Here is a 16,220-nt window from a genome sequence, read left to right on the forward strand (position 1 = left end):
AAATTTCATTTTCGGGTAATCCGCGCATTCGAAAGTTGCAGCAATTTTGCGGCAAAAACGAATGGATCTATTTATTTATGTTTTCGCAGCGCTCTTCTCGGTGATCAATCCGCTTGGAACAGTACCTATTTTTGTTGGGCTTACAAAAGATGATTCAACAGCAGAGAAATCCAAAACCTCCATGCTTACGGCGATCAATATCTTTGTGATCCTGCTAATCAGTTTTTTCACGGGAAGATACATTCTGAATTTCTTTGGTATCAGCCTCGACTCTCTTAGGATCGCCGGCGGACTTATTATTGCCAGTTCGGGTTTTGCCCTGCTTACCGGATCTTTTGTAAAACATAAAGGAATGCACCGTCCCAAGGTTCAGGAAGATGTTCAGCAGCGGGAAGGCGTTTCACTCACTCCGTTAGCCATTCCAATGCTCGCAGGGCCCGGAAGCATCTCTTTTCTTATAGGTCTTTACCAGGAATACCAGTCCTGGAATGATAAATTGATTGCAGTATCGGCAATTTTCGGCGTATGCCTCGCAACATTCCTGGTTTTAAGAAGTTCACACTATATCGTTGGCATCCTTGGCGCATCTGGAATAAATGCCATCTCAAGGATCATAGGGTTCATTGTTATCGCGATCGGGATCGAATATATCAGTTCTTCAGTACTAAATCTTATGGGTAAGATCTTGGGCTGATTAACGCTTTTTAAAAGCCATACCGCCAAAAAGGGATAGAATTCCAAAAGCGATCATAGCATAGGATTGCGTGTTATCACCATGAGCCTCTACCTGGATAGGACCAGCATCAATGGCAAATTCAGGAGTGATAAGAGTGTAAAGTCCGTAACCAACAAGTCCAACCCCAATGATCAGAAGAACGAATTTCAACACGTTATTCATTTAATAAAGTTTTATTAATCTGCGGTGAAAGTAGTGATTAAATTTCTAATTTAAGATCAAATCTTCGCAATGCGCATATTACTTACCGGGGCTAATGGCTACATAGGCATGCGACTCCTACCACAATTACTGGAAAAGGGCCATGAGGTCGTTTGTGCCGTACGAAACAGGAATCGATTTACCTCCAATGATGAACTGAAAGAAAAAGTCGAGATCGTAGAGATCGATTTTTTAAAGGATTCTGAAGCCCCAGAAAAAATCAGGAAAATTGATGTCGCCTATTACCTCATCCATTCCATGACCGCATCTACCAAAGATTTCGATGAGAAAGAGGCCAAAGCGGCAACCAATTTCAATAAAATGATGGCCGAAACCAGTGTGAACCAGGTCATCTATCTAAGCGGGATCATCAATGAAGAAAAACTTTCCAAGCACCTTAAATCCAGGAAGAAAGTAGAGGAAATACTCTATAAAGGTGATTTTAATCTAACGGTACTGCGAGCTGCGATCATTGTAGGCTCTGGTAGTTCCTCGTTCGAGATCATAAGGGACCTGTGTGAAAAGTTACCGGTAATGATCACGCCAAAATGGGTTAAAACCCGATGCCAGCCAATAGCCATCAGGAATATCATTCAATATCTAACCGGAGTAATTGGCAATGAAGAATGCTACAACGAATCTTTCGACGTAGGAGGTCCAGATATACTTACCTACCAGGAAATGATGGAACAATATGCTGAAGTGAGGAAACTTAGTATCTGGATAATTGGTGTTCCCGTTATGTCTCCAAAATTGAGTTCCTACTGGCTCTATTTTGTTACCTCTACCTCGTATCGCCTGGCCCAGAACCTGGTTGAAAGCATGTCGGTAGAAGTGATCACACGCGATACGCGGCTTCAGGAAATCCTGGGCATTGAACCTATTTGCTATAAGGATGCCATCGAAATGGCCTTTTACAAGATCGAACAGAACGAGGTGGTTTCCAGCTGGAAAGACAGTTTAAGCAGCGGGAGGTTCAGAAAAGATGTGAACAAGTATGTTCAAATCCCCCAACATGGCTGTTTAAAAGACAAAAAGTCCGTAAAAATAACGAATCCTGAAGAGGTCCTTGGCAGGATCTGGGCAATAGGCGGCACAACAGGATGGTATTATGGCAGCTGGCTATGGGATGTGCGTGGATTTTTAGATAAACTGGCTGGCGGAGTAGGTTTAAGGAGAGGCCGCACCCATCCCAATAAGATCAATGCCGGTGACTCCCTGGATTTCTGGCGAGTACTCTTGGCCGATCGCGAAGAACGGAGGTTATTACTTTTTGCCGAAATGAAAGTTCCCGGGGAAGCCTGGCTGGAATTCAAGATAGATGAGAATGACGTATTACATCAAAATGCGGTATTTAGACCAAAAGGCATCTGGGGCAGGATCTACTGGTACGCAATGTATCCGTTCCATTTTTTCATTTTTGAAGGTATGATCAACAAAATAGCCAGGGGAAATAAAAAATAAGTAGCTTTAAGGCAGATGCTACCTGGTTTGAGATCCATATTCAAAGTCTTCCGAAACAATAAAGTGCTATCGATTTCATCGATTATACTTATTTCCGGTTCTCTTTTTATTTTCAATTTCACAGAAACATTATACAATCTTATTGAGGAAACTTCCCTTTGGATCCGGGAAAGTTTTGGCATTTTCTATCTCTGGCTGGGATTGATCTGCGTATTATTTCTGCTGTTGATCTCTTTTTCTCCCTTCGGAAAGATAAAACTGGGAAATTCGCCACCGCAATTCGATCGGATTTCCTGGATCGCCATGCTTTACAGCGCCGGGATGGGGGCGGGCATTCTTTTGAGAGCCATACAGGAGCCTGTATTTATGTATTTGAATCCTCCCATCGACACGGGTTCTTCCAATGAGGTGATCGCGCTCGAATATACTTTTTACCAATGGGGTTTTACAGCCTGGGCCTTTTACGGCATTTTCGCCCTTATTATCGCTTATAGCATTTTTGTTAGAAAAGAACAGGTTAGGCTTGGTGCTTCATTGAGGTATTTCAAGAAGATCAAATTCCTGCCACAGGGTGTAGACCTGCTTACAATTTTAACTACCATAACCGGCCTGGTAGCAGCCATAGGATTGGGAACCACACAAATTGAAGGCGGATTAAGCCATTTATTCTCGCGACCACCCGGAAACCTGTCTATCATCCTGGGACTCACGTTTATTATTTGTTTCCTGGCATTTCTTTCGGCCTGGGCCGGGGTTGAAAAAGGGATCAAACGAATTTCCAACTGGAATATTTACACCACGCTCATTATCCTGATCTTCGTATTCTTCCAGGGTGATAGTCTAAAAATGCTTGAGCATTTTGGCAGCTCGCTCTATCATTACATCCTGGATTTTGTACCATTAAGCCTTGCCATGGGAAATTATGACCCCGGTGTGGAGTTTTTAACCGACTGGACCTATTATTACTGGGCATTCTGGCTGGCATGGGCTCCATTTACCGGTGTTTTTATAGCCAGGATCTCGAAGGGGCGAAGTATTAGAGAATTGATCTGGGGAGTTTTGCTGATCCCTTCTCTTGGGAGCTTCTTTTGGTTCAGTGTTTTTGGCTCCTCAGCTTTTGACATGATCGAGGGCTTTGGAAGTTATCAGAATCAATTTGACAACGTGTTCACCTCGATCTTCATTTTCTTTGAAAACCTTCCGTTTTCTAATATACTGAATATAGTAACCATACTTTTGCTTATTAGTTTTCTGGTCACCTCGGTAGATTCGGCCATCTTTGTTCTTAGCATGTTTAGCGATAAAGGTAAAGAAGAGCCGGGAAGGCCCTTCCGGTTCATCTGGGCAGTTTTATTATTGCTTTTTTGTGAGGCGATCGTTGTGCTGGGAGATGTAAAACCTGAAAGCAACGTGCTCACGGCCATGCAGAAGTTCCTGATCATCAGCTCACTTCCCTTTGCCTTTTTTACTGTTTTTATCATTATCGCATTCGTGGTCCAGCTATTTCGTGATAAGAAAAAGAGGTCTTGATCATTTAATTTTATTGACGAGCTTATTTAATCGATCTCCCCCATCATTCCAGTCCAGATCTCCTGCTGAAGTTCTGATCTTTCGGAAAGCTTCTCAATTTTAAGGTGCTGTTCATTTTGCTCGACTTCAGCTCCCGCGTACTTTAAATAAGGCTGAAGATGAACAGTTTCAAAACCAGACAGAAAACTTGCGAAAAAATCATCAAAACCAATGAATCCATATGTTCTGATCCTTTCCTTCAGTAATTCATTGTTCACCAGGCTATCTTTACCGGCAAACTCGGTATACAATTCGCGCATTATAACCCGCCATATATAAGGCGGAATCTTCCAGATATATTCGGGCCTCAACACCAATTCGCTCTTTTACCGGTGAATAGTCCAGCTTATACCTATCACTCTTTTGATGAAATACCAGGACGGAAAGAAAAACGAAGAAAAGGCTTGAAATTGAACTTTTGAGATGATTCATATTAATCTAATTTTTTTGATTGATGCTTTGGTATAAAGATGAAGCCAAATCTTGTTTGCTACACCTGGCGTTATGAAGTTCCATGAGCAGGAAAACTGAACTAATTTCCCGGTCTAAGTGACTTCGATTTCTCGAAAAGTAGAACAGAAGCAAATGAAATCTTAAATTGAAAATCTAATTTTCAGAAAATTTTTGGAGGAACGCCTACAAAGGTACAATCTCAAAAGCCCTTTGAATTCAAGCTATTTCACCGTTTTAACATTTAACTGCCTCAGCTACAAAAAACTAGCAATTGCATTTTGTCGATTTTTTTTGCATTTAATCGGAATAATGTTTTACTTGCACAACGAATTAAGCCCCCGAATTGGAAATAATGTTATATCAAAATTGAACAGCGAATGAAGCCTGGAAATGAACAAAATCCGAAAAGGTTCATTTCAGGAAGATTAGCTGCCGATCTATCATCGATTCCAAACCGGCAAAAATGTTGAAAATTGAAGCCTTCGAATCTCCCCAGGTTCGAATCTGAAAATTGAGAATTGCCATGACCCTAACCTACAACTTAAAGCCTCTATTTGAGGCACGAATCTCCAGATCATTATTCTACCTGTTTATCGCTATGATGATAAGCTCATGTTCAACCGATGCAGATGACATTCTGGAAGAAACCCCTATCGAAAGCGGAACCGAAAAAGACCTGAGTCAGGATCTTAACGGAAAAACCAGCCTGTACAAAGGTATCTTCGCCACGACAACTTCTGGTTACCGCGGCACTTTTAAACTGGAAATCCCCGGCGGCGTCCAGGATCTTAGCAATATCGATCCTGAATCCAAGGGCACCCTTAAGCTCTCGAATGGAGAAACTTTCATTGCTGAATATTCGAATACCAGACAATCCTCTGCTACCAATAAAAGTGCTGATGTAAAGGTAGATTTCGATTCAAAAGATTTCAGCTTCACCTTTACCGTAGACGAATATGACAACCCTGTTCTTTCTGATGTAGTTCTTAAAGAACGTGACGGGGCCATAGTGGCTGCGGAAGAAACGGAAGGCACTTCCATCACCCCGGTCACAGGAACTTATAAATGTACCAATTGCCAGGATCAGGATTCTCCCCTGGAAGGTATTGACCTGGATAATTCAGACAGGACCTTTAACATGCTTCTTACGAATGCCGATGGAACCACTAGCATTGACATCCAGGCACTGGTAGGGATCCTGGTAGACACCAAACTTGTTCTTGAACAAAGCTGTACCAATAGTGAAGATTATAGTTTTTGCGTCCTGAAAAGCGGTGAAAACGGGCAGAATGAAGACCTAGATTGGTCTGCCGTTCACCGTTTTACAAATACCACCACTAATGAGACCTGCTCTAACCTTGCAGGAAACTTCGCGTTCCAGTACCAGGGATTTGGAACCATTGAAGGCGAATTCAACAGTGACAGCACCTGCCCCAATAAAACGTATTTTGTAAGCAGCACCGGAAATGACAGCAATACGGGCCTAGCGCCCGAAGATGCCTGGCGTAGCATTGAAAAAGTGAACAGTATAGACATTCAACCAGGCGATGTGATCCAGTTTGAAGGTGGACAGGAATTCGAAGGCAATCTGTACCTTGATGCCAACGATGCTAATAATAGCGCCAGCCCGGTTCTAATTTCCTCCTACGGTGATGGCCGGGCCATTATCAATGCCGGGAATAGTTTTGGCATCTATGCTTATAACACTTCCGGCGTAAAGATTGACCAGCTTATTGTAAAAGGTAGCGGGATGAATACCAATGAAAATTCAGGAATTTATTTCTATACCGATCTTCCCGGGGATGTAAAACTGGATTTTGTGGAGATCACCAATTCTGAAGTATATGGCTTCCGGGATTTCGGAATCGTCATTGGTGCTTACAACCATAATTCAGGCTTCACCAATGTACTCATCGAAAATAACAAGGTTCATGGTATTTTGGACGCTGGTATATCATCCTACGGACATTTTAAGGCCAGTAAAACCGGTTATGCCCATTCAAATATCACGGTTAGAAATTGCGAGGTTTTCAATGTTCCCGGGTATTCGAAGAACACTCATTCTGGAAATGGAATCGTTTTATCTGACGTTCAGAATTCGGTTATAGAACATTCAACTGTTTATGACTGCGGAAGCGGAAATACAAATTGTGGTGGCCCGGTTGGGATCTGGTATTGGGACGCCGATAATGTGACCATTCAATATTCTGAAGTTTACAATATGAGTTCAGGTACAGGCTGCGATGGAGCCGGATTTGACCTGGACGGTGGTGTCACCAATGGAGTTATGCAGTATAATTATTCTCATGATAACGATGGAGCTGGCTTTATGGTGGGACAATTTGGTGGAGCAAGACCTATGAGCAATATCATTGTGAGGTACAATGTAAGTCAAAACGATGCTGCCACTAATGGCGGAAGCGTGTATTTGTTCAACGGAAGTTCAGAAGACTCCATGAAAGACATACTGGTACATAATAACACACTGTTCATTAGCAAAAGAGCTAATATCAAATACACTTCCTGGAAACCATTTATGCACAACATCAACTTCCAGAACAATATCTTATATGCTACGAACGGAGCCAGCCTGATCAGCATCCCCAGTGGATACGACGGGAATTTCGCGGGCAACCTTTATTATGCCCCAGATGGATTTAAAATTAATTACAAGGGAACTTCCTATTCTTCTCTGGAAGAATTCAGGAACACTGGAAATGAGATATACGATGCTGCTCCAGTGGGCTACCAGGGAGATCCATTATTATCCAATCCAGGTAAAGCGGGCATCGTAGGTTTCGGGAATCCGTTATCAGACCTTACCGAATACACCCTCCAGGCTTCTTCACCTGCAATTAATTCGGGTATCCCGATCTCAAACCCAGGAAGCCGGGATTTCTACGGAACTAATTTCTCTGGCACTCCTAATGATATTGGGGCTCACGAAGCAGATACTTCCAACAAGAATTATAACAACCTGGCCTCGAAATAAGTAATTATATTCAACCAGAAAAGGGAAAACTTCCTGTAGTGTTCTACCATATAAGTTTTCCCTTTTTTATTTCTTGAATTAAGATTTAAGCCTTAGGCAGAAAGACCTCAGCCATCATACAACGCGCACTGCCTCCACCGGCGATCTCGATTGTTTGAATTTCTGAACTCAGGATCTCACAGTGTTTTTCAATTTTCGCAACCTGTTCTTCGGTAAGACTTCGGTGTGCCCTCGCGCTCATTACAAGGTACTTTTTTCCAAAAGTACCCTGCACCTGCAACATATTCCCTGCAAATTCATGCATTTGCTTTTCAGAAATTGCAATGATCTCCTTCCCATCCTGCTTTAAATGCTTTAAAACGTTCTTTCGTTCCTTCTTTTCATCTATTGTATCAAGACAAATAACAGCAAACTCTTCACCCAAACACATCATAACATTGGTGTGATAGATAGGTAGGCGCTTATCCCCCACGCTTTGATAGGCATTAAATATCACCGGGGTGTATTCAAAATCTTCACAAAACTCTATCAACAAGTCTTCATCAGCCCGTGGAGAAATGGCGCAGTAGGCCTTTTCGTTAACCCTGTCAAGAATAAGGCTTCCTGTACCCTCAAGAAAAACATCATCTTCTTCGGCCGCGGTATAATCTACAATATCAGTAATCTTGAAGCCAGCTTCCTCGAGCTTGGAAAAATATTCCAGTCTTCTTTCCTTACGCCTGTTTTCCGCGAACATGGGATAAAGGGCCACCTGTCCGTCTTCATGGAAGGAAACCCAGTTATTCGGAAAAATAGAATCTGGAGTATTATCTTCCAGCACATCATCCACCACGATAACATTAACTCCCACAGCCTTGAGTTTCTTAACAAAATCATCGAACTCCCTGGCTGCCGAAATATTCAAATCGGGGTCATTCATGTTTTTCTGAAAGTAATTATTAACCGAGGTTTGCTCATTCATCCTGAAGGCAACCGGTCTTACCATTAAAATCGTATCTGTGATCTGTTTCATCTTGTTTTCTTTAATCCCTAATCAAAGGCAGAGTTGAACACCTCAACAGTCCTTCCTGTTTGGAAATTTCGGCATAGGGAACTTCTTCAACGGTGATCCCCTGTTCTCTCATCCAGGTGTTGAGCCTGGTAAAATTCTTTTCTGAAATCACCACATCTTCAGAAATTGAGAAGATGTTGGAATTCATTTCATACATCTCATCCCTGGTTATTTCGTATACATTTTCCTTTCCGAAGAAATCGATCAACCAGTTATACTCATCCTCTATAAGAAAACCATCTTTATAGATGATCGCCTTATTTTTACCCACAGGCTGGAAACAGCAATCCAGGTGAAGCGCATTATCTTTGGCAATGCTATTCGATTTTTTAAGGCTAAAAGACACAACCTTCTTTCCCGGAAACAGTTTCTCCAGGGCTTCTACAGCTTTCAAATTGGTTCTTGCGGTAATAAAGTCCTTATAATCCTTGCCTTTATAGGTGCCTACAAAAATATAGTCTCCCATAGGCATTACATCGCCGCCTTCAATATGAGCTTCCTGTGGCAAAGTGATTATTTTGCCAGGATCTATTTGTTTCAGAACATGGTCAATCGCCTCAATTTCCTGATCCCTATCGGGAAGAATATTTGATTTGATAAATTTATCATCAATCACAAAGGCAATATCGCGAGTAAAGATCTGGTTGTAATCCTCGATAATGTGAGGCCTGTAGACCTTTACATCATACTTTTCAAGCACCCTGGCCACCGATTCTATCTCGTTGACCATGTCTTCTTCAGCAGGATAGGTTCCAGCCTTGATATGCTCCTTTGATTTTGGATCATAAGCCTCTTCCAGGGTTGGAATAGGACCGTTGCTTTTGGCAGTTCCAAGTACTACGGCTCTTAGCCGTGAAGTTTCATTATTAATATGCAATTTCATATCGCAAATTTTTGCAAATATAGAAAAAGAAGGCCGGTCTATAGTGGTCCCTGGCCAGGAATCGATGCTCAATTTCAACACTAACCGTAAGGCTTTAACCGCATCAATTTTTAAGGAGGCTAAGCAGGCCAATTAAATTAACTTTAATATATTCGTAGCGCCCAATTAGCTTAACCTACCCCTAATATTGTTTTCTGAAGAAACCTGTATCTATACTATTTTGGGGCTTGCTGCTTATCGCTGTGTTTTCGTGTGGCCCAGAGGAGTGCGAAAAGCATTCGGCTAGCGTACACATTGAAGAAACCGAAGAGGGCTACCGATTGATTCGCAATGGAAAGCCCTACTTTATTAACGGGGCTGCTGCAGAAAAAACCTATCTAAAAGAATTAAAAGAGGCCGGAGCCAATACGGCCCGTATCTACGATACCATTAATTTGAAGAGGACCCTGGACCAGGCACAACTCCTGGACCTCGCGATCGTTGCCGACATCCCGATGCCCAAATTCAATAACGCTTCTGAATATTATGTAAATGACAGCCTATTTGGGCTGGTAAAGACAAACGTGAAGCGAGTAGTAATGCAACATAGAAACCATCCTGCACTGTTGTACTGGAATTTAGGGAATGAATTATACTATCCTTATTTCCATCAGGATACCGAGCCAATTTCCAGGTATAACGAGTTGATTGATATGATTCATGAATTAGACCCCAATCATCCGGTGAGCACCACTACTATTGGCGCTAACAAATTAAGGGTTCTTTCCATCGAGGCCATGAGCCCTCAGCTTGATTTTATTTCATTCAATTCTTTTGGTGTTTTAAGCATGTTTTCCAGCAAATTAAAACCTATTACTCCAATCTGGGACGGCCCACACGTGATCACCGAATGGGGAGTGAATGGCCCCTGGGAAGCTGAAGTCACGGCCTGGGATGTCCCAATAGAAGAAACAAGCACAAAAAAAGCCGAACAGGTGAGGGAACGTTATAAATCCTACCTGGAGCCTATTAAAAATGAAGGATCCTTGGGAAGTTTCATCTTTTACTGGGGCAAGAAAAATGAATACACTCCATCCTGGTATAGCCTTTTCGGTCCAAACAGGCTTAAAACTGAAGCCATTCATGAAATGACCAATATCTGGAAGAACCAGAACAGGCCATTTCCCGGACCTCAGCTGGAATATATCATGCTGAACCAAAAAGGAGCAAAGGATGATATCGTTCTGGCTCCGGAAGAAACAGCCGTTACAGAAATATTCTTTACGGAAGAAATGAAGACCGAAAACCTCGAAGTAAGATGGGAAATCAGGAAGGAATCCTGGTTTCAATTTGGAATTAGCGAGGTGATCGCAGATACTGGTTTTAGAATTGAAGGCAACAAGATGACCTTTAAAACTCCTGCTGATGAGGGCCCGTACCGACTCTTTCTATACCTTACCAATTCAACCGATTATTATGCTACCGCAAATATTCCTTTTTTTGTACTAAGTACAGCTGATGAAAAATAATATCAAGGAGCCAAATAAAGCGGAAGAAAGGACTATCAAATTATTGATAGTCCTGGGCCTGTTTAGCATCCTTAATTTCCTTTTCTTCTTTTTCCAGCCAGACTCCTGGGGCAATTTGTTACTGTTCGCCCTACTGATGATCACAATGCTATACAGCCTGGTTAAAAAGCTGTATATGTGGTATAATTATTCGAATATTTCGGTTCCTGAGACACCAGAACTTGAAAAAGAATTCAGCGTGGATATCCTAACCACCTACTTCCCTGGCGAGCCTTACCAGATGATCATTACCACCCTGGAAGCCATCAACAGGATAACCTATCCTCATACCGCCTATTTGTGTGACGAAGCGAACGATCCTTTCCTGAAAAAGTTCTGTGAAGATAATGGGATCGTACATGTAACCCGAAATAACCGAAAAGATGCAAAGGCTGGAAATATAAATAATGCCCTGCGAAAAGCTGCGTCTGGTGACATATGTGTGGTTCTTGATCCCGATCACATTCCAGAACCCGATTTTCTGGATGAGATCGTTCCGCATTTCAGCGATCCCGAAATAGGTTTTGTTCAGATCGTTCAGGCTTATTATAACACTAAGGAAACACTGGTTGCCAGGGGTGCCGCTGAACAGACCTTTCAATTCTACGGTCCCATGATGATGACGCTTAATTCCTATGGCACAGTTAACGCGATAGGTGCGAATTGCGTTTTCCGAAGAAAGGCATTGGACAGTATTGGCGGTCATTCACCAGGCCTTTGCGAGGATATGCATACCGCGATGAACTTATATTCAAAAGGCTGGAAAGCGGTTTATGTTCCAAAGATCCTGGCCCAGGGGCTTGCTCCTTCCAACCTGACCAGCTACTTCAAACAACAATTAAAATGGTCTAGGGGCACCTTCGACCTGCTTTTTAAAGTTTACCCAAAACTCTATAAAGATTTTACGGTTCGCCAGAAGATACATTTTGCCGTACTACCGTTACACTACTTAAGCGGAGTTATTTGCCTGATAAACTTCCTGATACCCATCGTTTCCCTTCTATTTTCTACCACTCCGTGGAACGGAAATATCATCGATTTTGCCCTGGTACTCCTGCCGGTAATCATGAGCTCACTGCTTATTAGAACCTACATCCAAAAATGGGTTATAGATAAAAAGGAACGCGGTTTCCATGTAATAGGAGGTCTTTTACAGATCAATACCTGGTGGATCTATATTTTGGGACTTTTTTATACGCTAATAGACAGAAAGATCCCTTACCTCCCTACACCTAAAGAGAATGAATTTGCAACTAATCTCAGGATCGTGGTTCCCAATCTGGTTATTGCTATTCTATCAATACTCGCAATCATTATTGGCCTGCGCAGGGATCTTACTCCGTTCTCTATTGTGATGGCAGGATTTGCACTCTTCAATGCCCTGATCATGTTTTTTGGTATTTATCTAGCGGTGAAAGCCACCAACCAGAATAATCTACTTAAGGAAAACCTTCAGAAAAGCACCTTAAGATCCCTTCAAAATATAAGATCTGGTTCGCTGAATATTGCCAATGTCCTTTTCAATATTACCAGAAAAGCTGCATTACCCTTATTACTGGCTGCGGTAATTTTTGCGGTTGGATTTAAGCAAAAACACGATTATTTACGATGGAAGAATGTGTATCCGTCTTATCTTGATAAGATGAACAGTTCATTCCTGGGAATCTATCACCCGCCTGAAGACACCGGCCTCGTTAATATTTCTGAAATAGGTACTATAGAGATAGATCAAAATGTTGATTTTGATGTCATTTCCTTCTATCTGGGATGGAATGACGAGGAAATGGATCAGTTTCCGTTCAAACTGATGGATTCCATCACCGAAATGAATGCGTTGCCACTTATAACCTGGGAACCCTGGCCATCGCGTACAGATGATCAAAATATACTACAAACAATCGCAAATGGTGGTTATGATCCTTACATCAGGCAATTTGCCAAAAACCTGGCAACCTACGATCGACCTGTGTTTCTTCGTTTCGCCCATGAATTCGACAACCCGCAGTATCCATGGTTCAAGTCTACTCCCGGTTTTCCAGCTGAATTCAAGTCGGCCTGGAAAAGGCTTCACCGTATTTTAAAGGAAGAAGCCGCAAATAAGGTGATGATGGTCTGGAATCCCTGGAGGGCTGAAGGAATGAGAAATTTTTATCCCGGAGATGAATTTGTAGACTGGATTGGAGTTACACTACTTAATTACGGTCCATTACATTCTAATGGGCAATATTACTCTTTTAAAGAGCTGTATCAGAATTTCCATGACAAACTCTTCTGGTTCACCAGGAAGCCAGTTATGCTGGCCGAATTTGGTTCAGTGGATATCGATGGGCGACAGGACGAATGGCTAAAGGAAGCAGCCCGCCAGCTTTCAAAGGAATTCGAGGAAGTAAAGGCAGTTGTCATGTTCAACAGCGCCTATGATAACAATATCCCAGCCGGCAGGTTTTATAAGGAAGAATATATAGACTGGACCACAGATTCTCTGGGAATTTTTAAATCCTTCCAGCAAGGTTACCCACCTGTCAACGAGCCTACCGAAATGATAGGTCAAAAATCAAGAATTTCCCTGGGCCAGGATTCTATAAAAGGCGTCATTTATAAAAAAGGGCTAGACTGGAGGGATAATTATTATGTGGTCACCCGCAAAACCTTTAAAAAAGACCTTAAGCTCATGAAAGAGCTTGGTATAAATACTATCCAGTTTACAGGTGGTAATATATACGACTATAATATTCTCAAATATTCAGAAGACGCCGGAATTAAGGTGATCTATCAATTCGGTTTACCCGAAGACCCTAATTTTCTGGAAGATGAAGCTGCATTAAATGATTTAAAACAGGATGTATTTGAAAAGCTGGAAGACCTTGCAGAATTCAGAAATCTTAAAGCCATTTCTTTCGATTTTCAACTGGAGGAATATTTCAACAAGCCACTTTTATTTGCTCAGCGCGACGGCTATCTAAGGTGGCTTAAAAATACGCTGATCGAAATTAGGGCAAATTATCCCCAGTTACCAGTAGTTCTTAACTTAAAATTGAATTCAGAAACCAGGAACCTAATCAGCGAAATCGACCCCAAACTTCCAGTAGATTCCTATGGTTTGATTGTGAACGAGAATTCCAAAGCTGAAGAAGTTGTCGATATCGTTGAATCAGGAGAAATCCCGGTATTCCTGAGTTCGGTTTCGCCGAAACTTATAAGGGAGCTTCCGGCCAACCTGGATAAATCTAAAATCGTGTTTGAAAACTGGCAGGATGAACGAAAAAGCAATCGACTAAGCTTTGATGGTCTCCTGGATTTTGAAGGAAGGAAAAAGTCCCGGTTTACCGCAGCAAGGTCAATCTGGAACCCTTCAGAAAAGCCTACTGAAGATTTAACAGTAAGGATTTTGAAACCAGCTATTCCACTACTAACGGGTGAGAAACTGGTTTACAAAGCTTACCTTTTTCACAACAACAACTGGATTTCTGGCAACAAAATTCCTAATGACTACAAATTTGAATGGAGCCTTATCAAAAACGATATTTTCGGTAATCCCATGGCGTTAAGGAAGCTGGGCACAGGAATCAGCGTTGAAGTAAGCATTCCTGAAGATTATTACAGATATCAACTCCTATTAACTGCAGTGCCGCCAGATTATAATCATGTCTCCAGAACCTTCTCCACCTTAAATATGCATTTAAATCCCTGATCCCAGTGTGCTAAACACTGGCTATATTCCACGACAACTTTCACAGTTTTAGCGCTATCAACCTGCACCCCAAAGGTCTTAGGCAGATCACAACGGATACTGCTGGATTAAAATTTTTCATAATTTCATCATTTTAAACACTACAACTAACTAATTGTCTAATTTTTTTACAAATTTAAAAGCAATACAGGGAGTTTGATAAGCCATGATATCCAGTATCAATATCTTGAAAATGAAATCTGAAAATATGCAGAAAGATTGTGAATTAAAAAAGCCCCATATTTCTATGGAGCTTCTTTAAATTAAATTTTATAATATTTCAGAAATCTATCTGCTTCCAAGAGGTTTAAATTCTCTGTGACTCTCACCAACATAGATCTGTCTTGGACGACCAATTGGTTCTTTCTTAAGTCTCATTTCTCTCCACTGAGCGATCCAACCTGGAAGTCTTCCCAGTGCAAACATCACGGTGAACATTTCTACCGGGATTCCAAGTGCACGGTAAATGATTCCTGAATAGAAATCTACATTAGGATACAATTTTCGTTTTACAAAATAATCGTCTTCCAGCGCTTCTTTTTCAAGGCCTTTGGCGATATCCAGAACCGGATCTTCAACACCAAGCTGACCTAAAACTTCGTCTGCCGATTTCTTGATGATCTTAGCACGCGGGTCAAAATTCTTATAAACCCGGTGTCCGAATCCCATTAAACGGAAAGGATCTTCCTTGTCTTTCGCCTTTTGCATGAATTTGTGGGTATCACCACCATCTTCCTTGATTCTTTCCAGCATTTCGATCACTGCCTGGTTAGCACCTCCGTGAAGTGGCCCCCAAAGCGCAGAAATACCTGCTGAAAGTGACGCGAACAATCCTGCATGAGAAGAACCTACCATTCTTACGGTAGAAGTAGAACAGTTCTGCTCATGATCGGCGTGAAGGATCAATAATTTATCAAGCGCATCGATCACCGCCTTATCAACCTTGTAAGTCTTGTTCGGTTTTTCGAACATCATTTTATGCAGGTTCTCCACGTAACCAAGATCTTCATCTCCGTAGTTAAGCGGAAGGCTGTTCTTTTTTCTTAAAGTCCAGGCAGCAAGAACCGGAAATTTCCCAAGGATCTTAACGATGGCCTTATACATATCTTCTTCTGAAGAAACATCTACTGAAGAAGGATTAAAGGCGATAAGAGCACTGGTCAATGAAGCAAGCACTCCCATTGGGTGAGCAGATTTAGGAAATCCATCCAGGATCTTTTTCATCTCCTCATCTACATGAGACTGCTCTTTGATATCATTAGTGAACTTACTAAGCTGTTCTTTGGTTGGCAGTTCTCCGAATATTAGAAGATAAGCTACTTCAAGAAAATCGGCTTTTTCAGCCAGATCCTCAATAGCATAACCACGATATCTTAAGATACCTTTCTCTCCGTCTAAAAAAGTGATCGCACTCTCGCAGCTTCCAGTATTTTTATATCCGGGATCTAACGTGATAAGCCCTGCTTCTCCACGTAATTTCTTGATATCTATCCCTATTTCGTTCTCGGTCCCCACGGTAACGGGAAACTCATATTTCTTTCCGTCAAATTCGAGTGTAGCTGTTTTAGACATATTATATATTCTTCTTTTTTAG

General features: G+C 41.8%; 12 protein-coding genes. 6 read left to right on the plus strand and 6 right to left on the minus strand.

Features of this window, described 5'->3' with window-relative positions; all coding sequences use genetic code 11:
- Positions 1-61 precede the first annotated feature (61 nt).
- Entirely contained in the window at positions 62-694 is a 633-nt protein-coding gene (locus MKO06_RS16480) for a MarC family protein (RefSeq protein WP_241552354.1), read from the plus strand.
- Here MKO06_RS16480 and MKO06_RS16485 read toward each other — a convergent pair whose 3' ends face one another.
- Entirely contained in the window at positions 695-898 is a 204-nt protein-coding gene (locus MKO06_RS16485) for a hypothetical protein (RefSeq protein WP_241552355.1), read from the minus strand.
- Between the two features lie 69 nt (positions 899-967).
- On the opposite strand from MKO06_RS16485, the gene MKO06_RS16490 reads away from it, so the two are divergent.
- Positions 968-2,401 carry an SDR family oxidoreductase gene (locus MKO06_RS16490; RefSeq protein WP_241552356.1) on the plus strand — a complete coding sequence of 478 codons (1,434 nt, stop codon included), beginning with the start codon at positions 968-970 and terminating at the stop codon, positions 2,399-2,401.
- A gap of 63 nt (positions 2,402-2,464) precedes the next feature.
- Positions 2,465-3,931 (plus strand): BCCT family transporter, encoded by a 1,467-nt coding sequence (locus MKO06_RS16495; RefSeq protein ID WP_241552357.1) that lies wholly within the window; start codon positions 2,465-2,467, stop codon positions 3,929-3,931.
- 26 nt (positions 3,932-3,957) lie between these two features.
- Here the strand turns inward: MKO06_RS16495 and MKO06_RS16500 are convergent, their stop codons facing one another.
- Both MKO06_RS16500 and MKO06_RS16505 read right to left on the minus strand, forming a co-directional pair.
- On the minus strand, positions 3,958-4,230 hold the full coding sequence (locus tag MKO06_RS16500; RefSeq protein WP_241552358.1) for a hypothetical protein: 273 nt from the start codon (positions 4,228-4,230) through the stop codon (positions 3,958-3,960).
- On the minus strand, positions 4,199-4,402 hold the full coding sequence (locus MKO06_RS16505; RefSeq protein ID WP_241552359.1) for a hypothetical protein: 204 nt from the start codon (positions 4,400-4,402) through the stop codon (positions 4,199-4,201). The genes MKO06_RS16500 and MKO06_RS16505 overlap by 32 nt, the downstream gene beginning before the upstream one ends.
- A 544-nt stretch (positions 4,403-4,946) precedes the next feature.
- Here MKO06_RS16505 and MKO06_RS16510 point away from each other — a divergent pair.
- Complete coding sequence (locus tag MKO06_RS16510) at positions 4,947-7,415, plus strand: right-handed parallel beta-helix repeat-containing protein (RefSeq protein ID WP_241552360.1); 2,469 nt, start codon at positions 4,947-4,949, stop codon at positions 7,413-7,415.
- Between the two features lie 85 nt (positions 7,416-7,500).
- Here MKO06_RS16510 and ctlX read toward each other — a convergent pair whose 3' ends face one another.
- Both ctlX and MKO06_RS16520 read right to left on the minus strand, forming a co-directional pair.
- Entirely contained in the window at positions 7,501-8,427 is a 927-nt protein-coding gene (gene ctlX / locus MKO06_RS16515; RefSeq protein ID WP_241552361.1) for a citrulline utilization hydrolase CtlX, read from the minus strand.
- 10 nt (positions 8,428-8,437) lie between these two features.
- Positions 8,438-9,349, minus strand: a complete 912-nt coding sequence (locus tag MKO06_RS16520) for a dimethylarginine dimethylaminohydrolase family protein (RefSeq protein ID WP_241552362.1) — start codon at positions 9,347-9,349, stop codon at positions 8,438-8,440.
- 227 nt (positions 9,350-9,576) lie between these two features.
- Here MKO06_RS16520 and MKO06_RS16525 point away from each other — a divergent pair, with 227 nt between their 5' ends.
- Both MKO06_RS16525 and MKO06_RS16530 read left to right on the plus strand, forming a co-directional pair.
- On the plus strand, positions 9,577-10,857 hold the full coding sequence (locus MKO06_RS16525; protein WP_241552363.1) for a glycoside hydrolase family 2 TIM barrel-domain containing protein: 1,281 nt from the start codon (positions 9,577-9,579) through the stop codon (positions 10,855-10,857).
- Entirely contained in the window at positions 10,847-14,587 is a 3,741-nt protein-coding gene (locus MKO06_RS16530; RefSeq protein ID WP_241552364.1) for a glycosyltransferase family 2 protein, read from the plus strand. The genes MKO06_RS16525 and MKO06_RS16530 overlap by 11 nt, the downstream gene beginning before the upstream one ends.
- A gap of 327 nt (positions 14,588-14,914) precedes the next feature.
- On the opposite strand, the gene MKO06_RS16535 is transcribed toward MKO06_RS16530, so the two are convergent.
- On the minus strand, positions 14,915-16,198 hold the full coding sequence (locus tag MKO06_RS16535) for a citrate synthase (RefSeq protein ID WP_241552365.1): 1,284 nt from the start codon (positions 16,196-16,198) through the stop codon (positions 14,915-14,917).
- Between the last annotated feature and the right edge of the window lie 22 nt (positions 16,199-16,220).

It is taken from the genome of Christiangramia oceanisediminis, from assembly GCF_022570735.2.
GTDB classification, from domain to species: domain Bacteria; phylum Bacteroidota; class Bacteroidia; order Flavobacteriales; family Flavobacteriaceae; genus Christiangramia; species Christiangramia oceanisediminis.

Bases quoted from the DNA above. Each gene is read 5' to 3' on its own strand.
- MKO06_RS16480 (WP_241552354.1), top strand. From the start codon at position 62: ATGGATCTATTTATTTATGTTTTCGCAGCGCTCTTCTCGGTGATCAAT.
- MKO06_RS16485 (WP_241552355.1), bottom strand. From the start codon at position 898: ATGAATAACGTGTTGAAATTCGTTCTTCTGATCATTGGGGTTGGACTT.
- MKO06_RS16490 (WP_241552356.1), top strand. From the start codon at position 968: ATGCGCATATTACTTACCGGGGCTAATGGCTACATAGGCATGCGACTC.
- MKO06_RS16500 (WP_241552358.1), bottom strand. From the start codon at position 4,230: ATGCGCGAATTGTATACCGAGTTTGCCGGTAAAGATAGCCTGGTGAAC.
- MKO06_RS16505 (WP_241552359.1), bottom strand. From the start codon at position 4,402: ATGAATCATCTCAAAAGTTCAATTTCAAGCCTTTTCTTCGTTTTTCTT.
- MKO06_RS16510 (WP_241552360.1), top strand. From the start codon at position 4,947: ATGACCCTAACCTACAACTTAAAGCCTCTATTTGAGGCACGAATCTCC.
- ctlX (WP_241552361.1), bottom strand. From the start codon at position 8,427: ATGAAACAGATCACAGATACGATTTTAATGGTAAGACCGGTTGCCTTC.
- MKO06_RS16520 (WP_241552362.1), bottom strand. From the start codon at position 9,349: ATGAAATTGCATATTAATAATGAAACTTCACGGCTAAGAGCCGTAGTA.
- MKO06_RS16530 (WP_241552364.1), top strand. From the start codon at position 10,847: ATGAAAAATAATATCAAGGAGCCAAATAAAGCGGAAGAAAGGACTATC.
- MKO06_RS16535 (WP_241552365.1), bottom strand. From the start codon at position 16,198: ATGTCTAAAACAGCTACACTCGAATTTGACGGAAAGAAATATGAGTTT.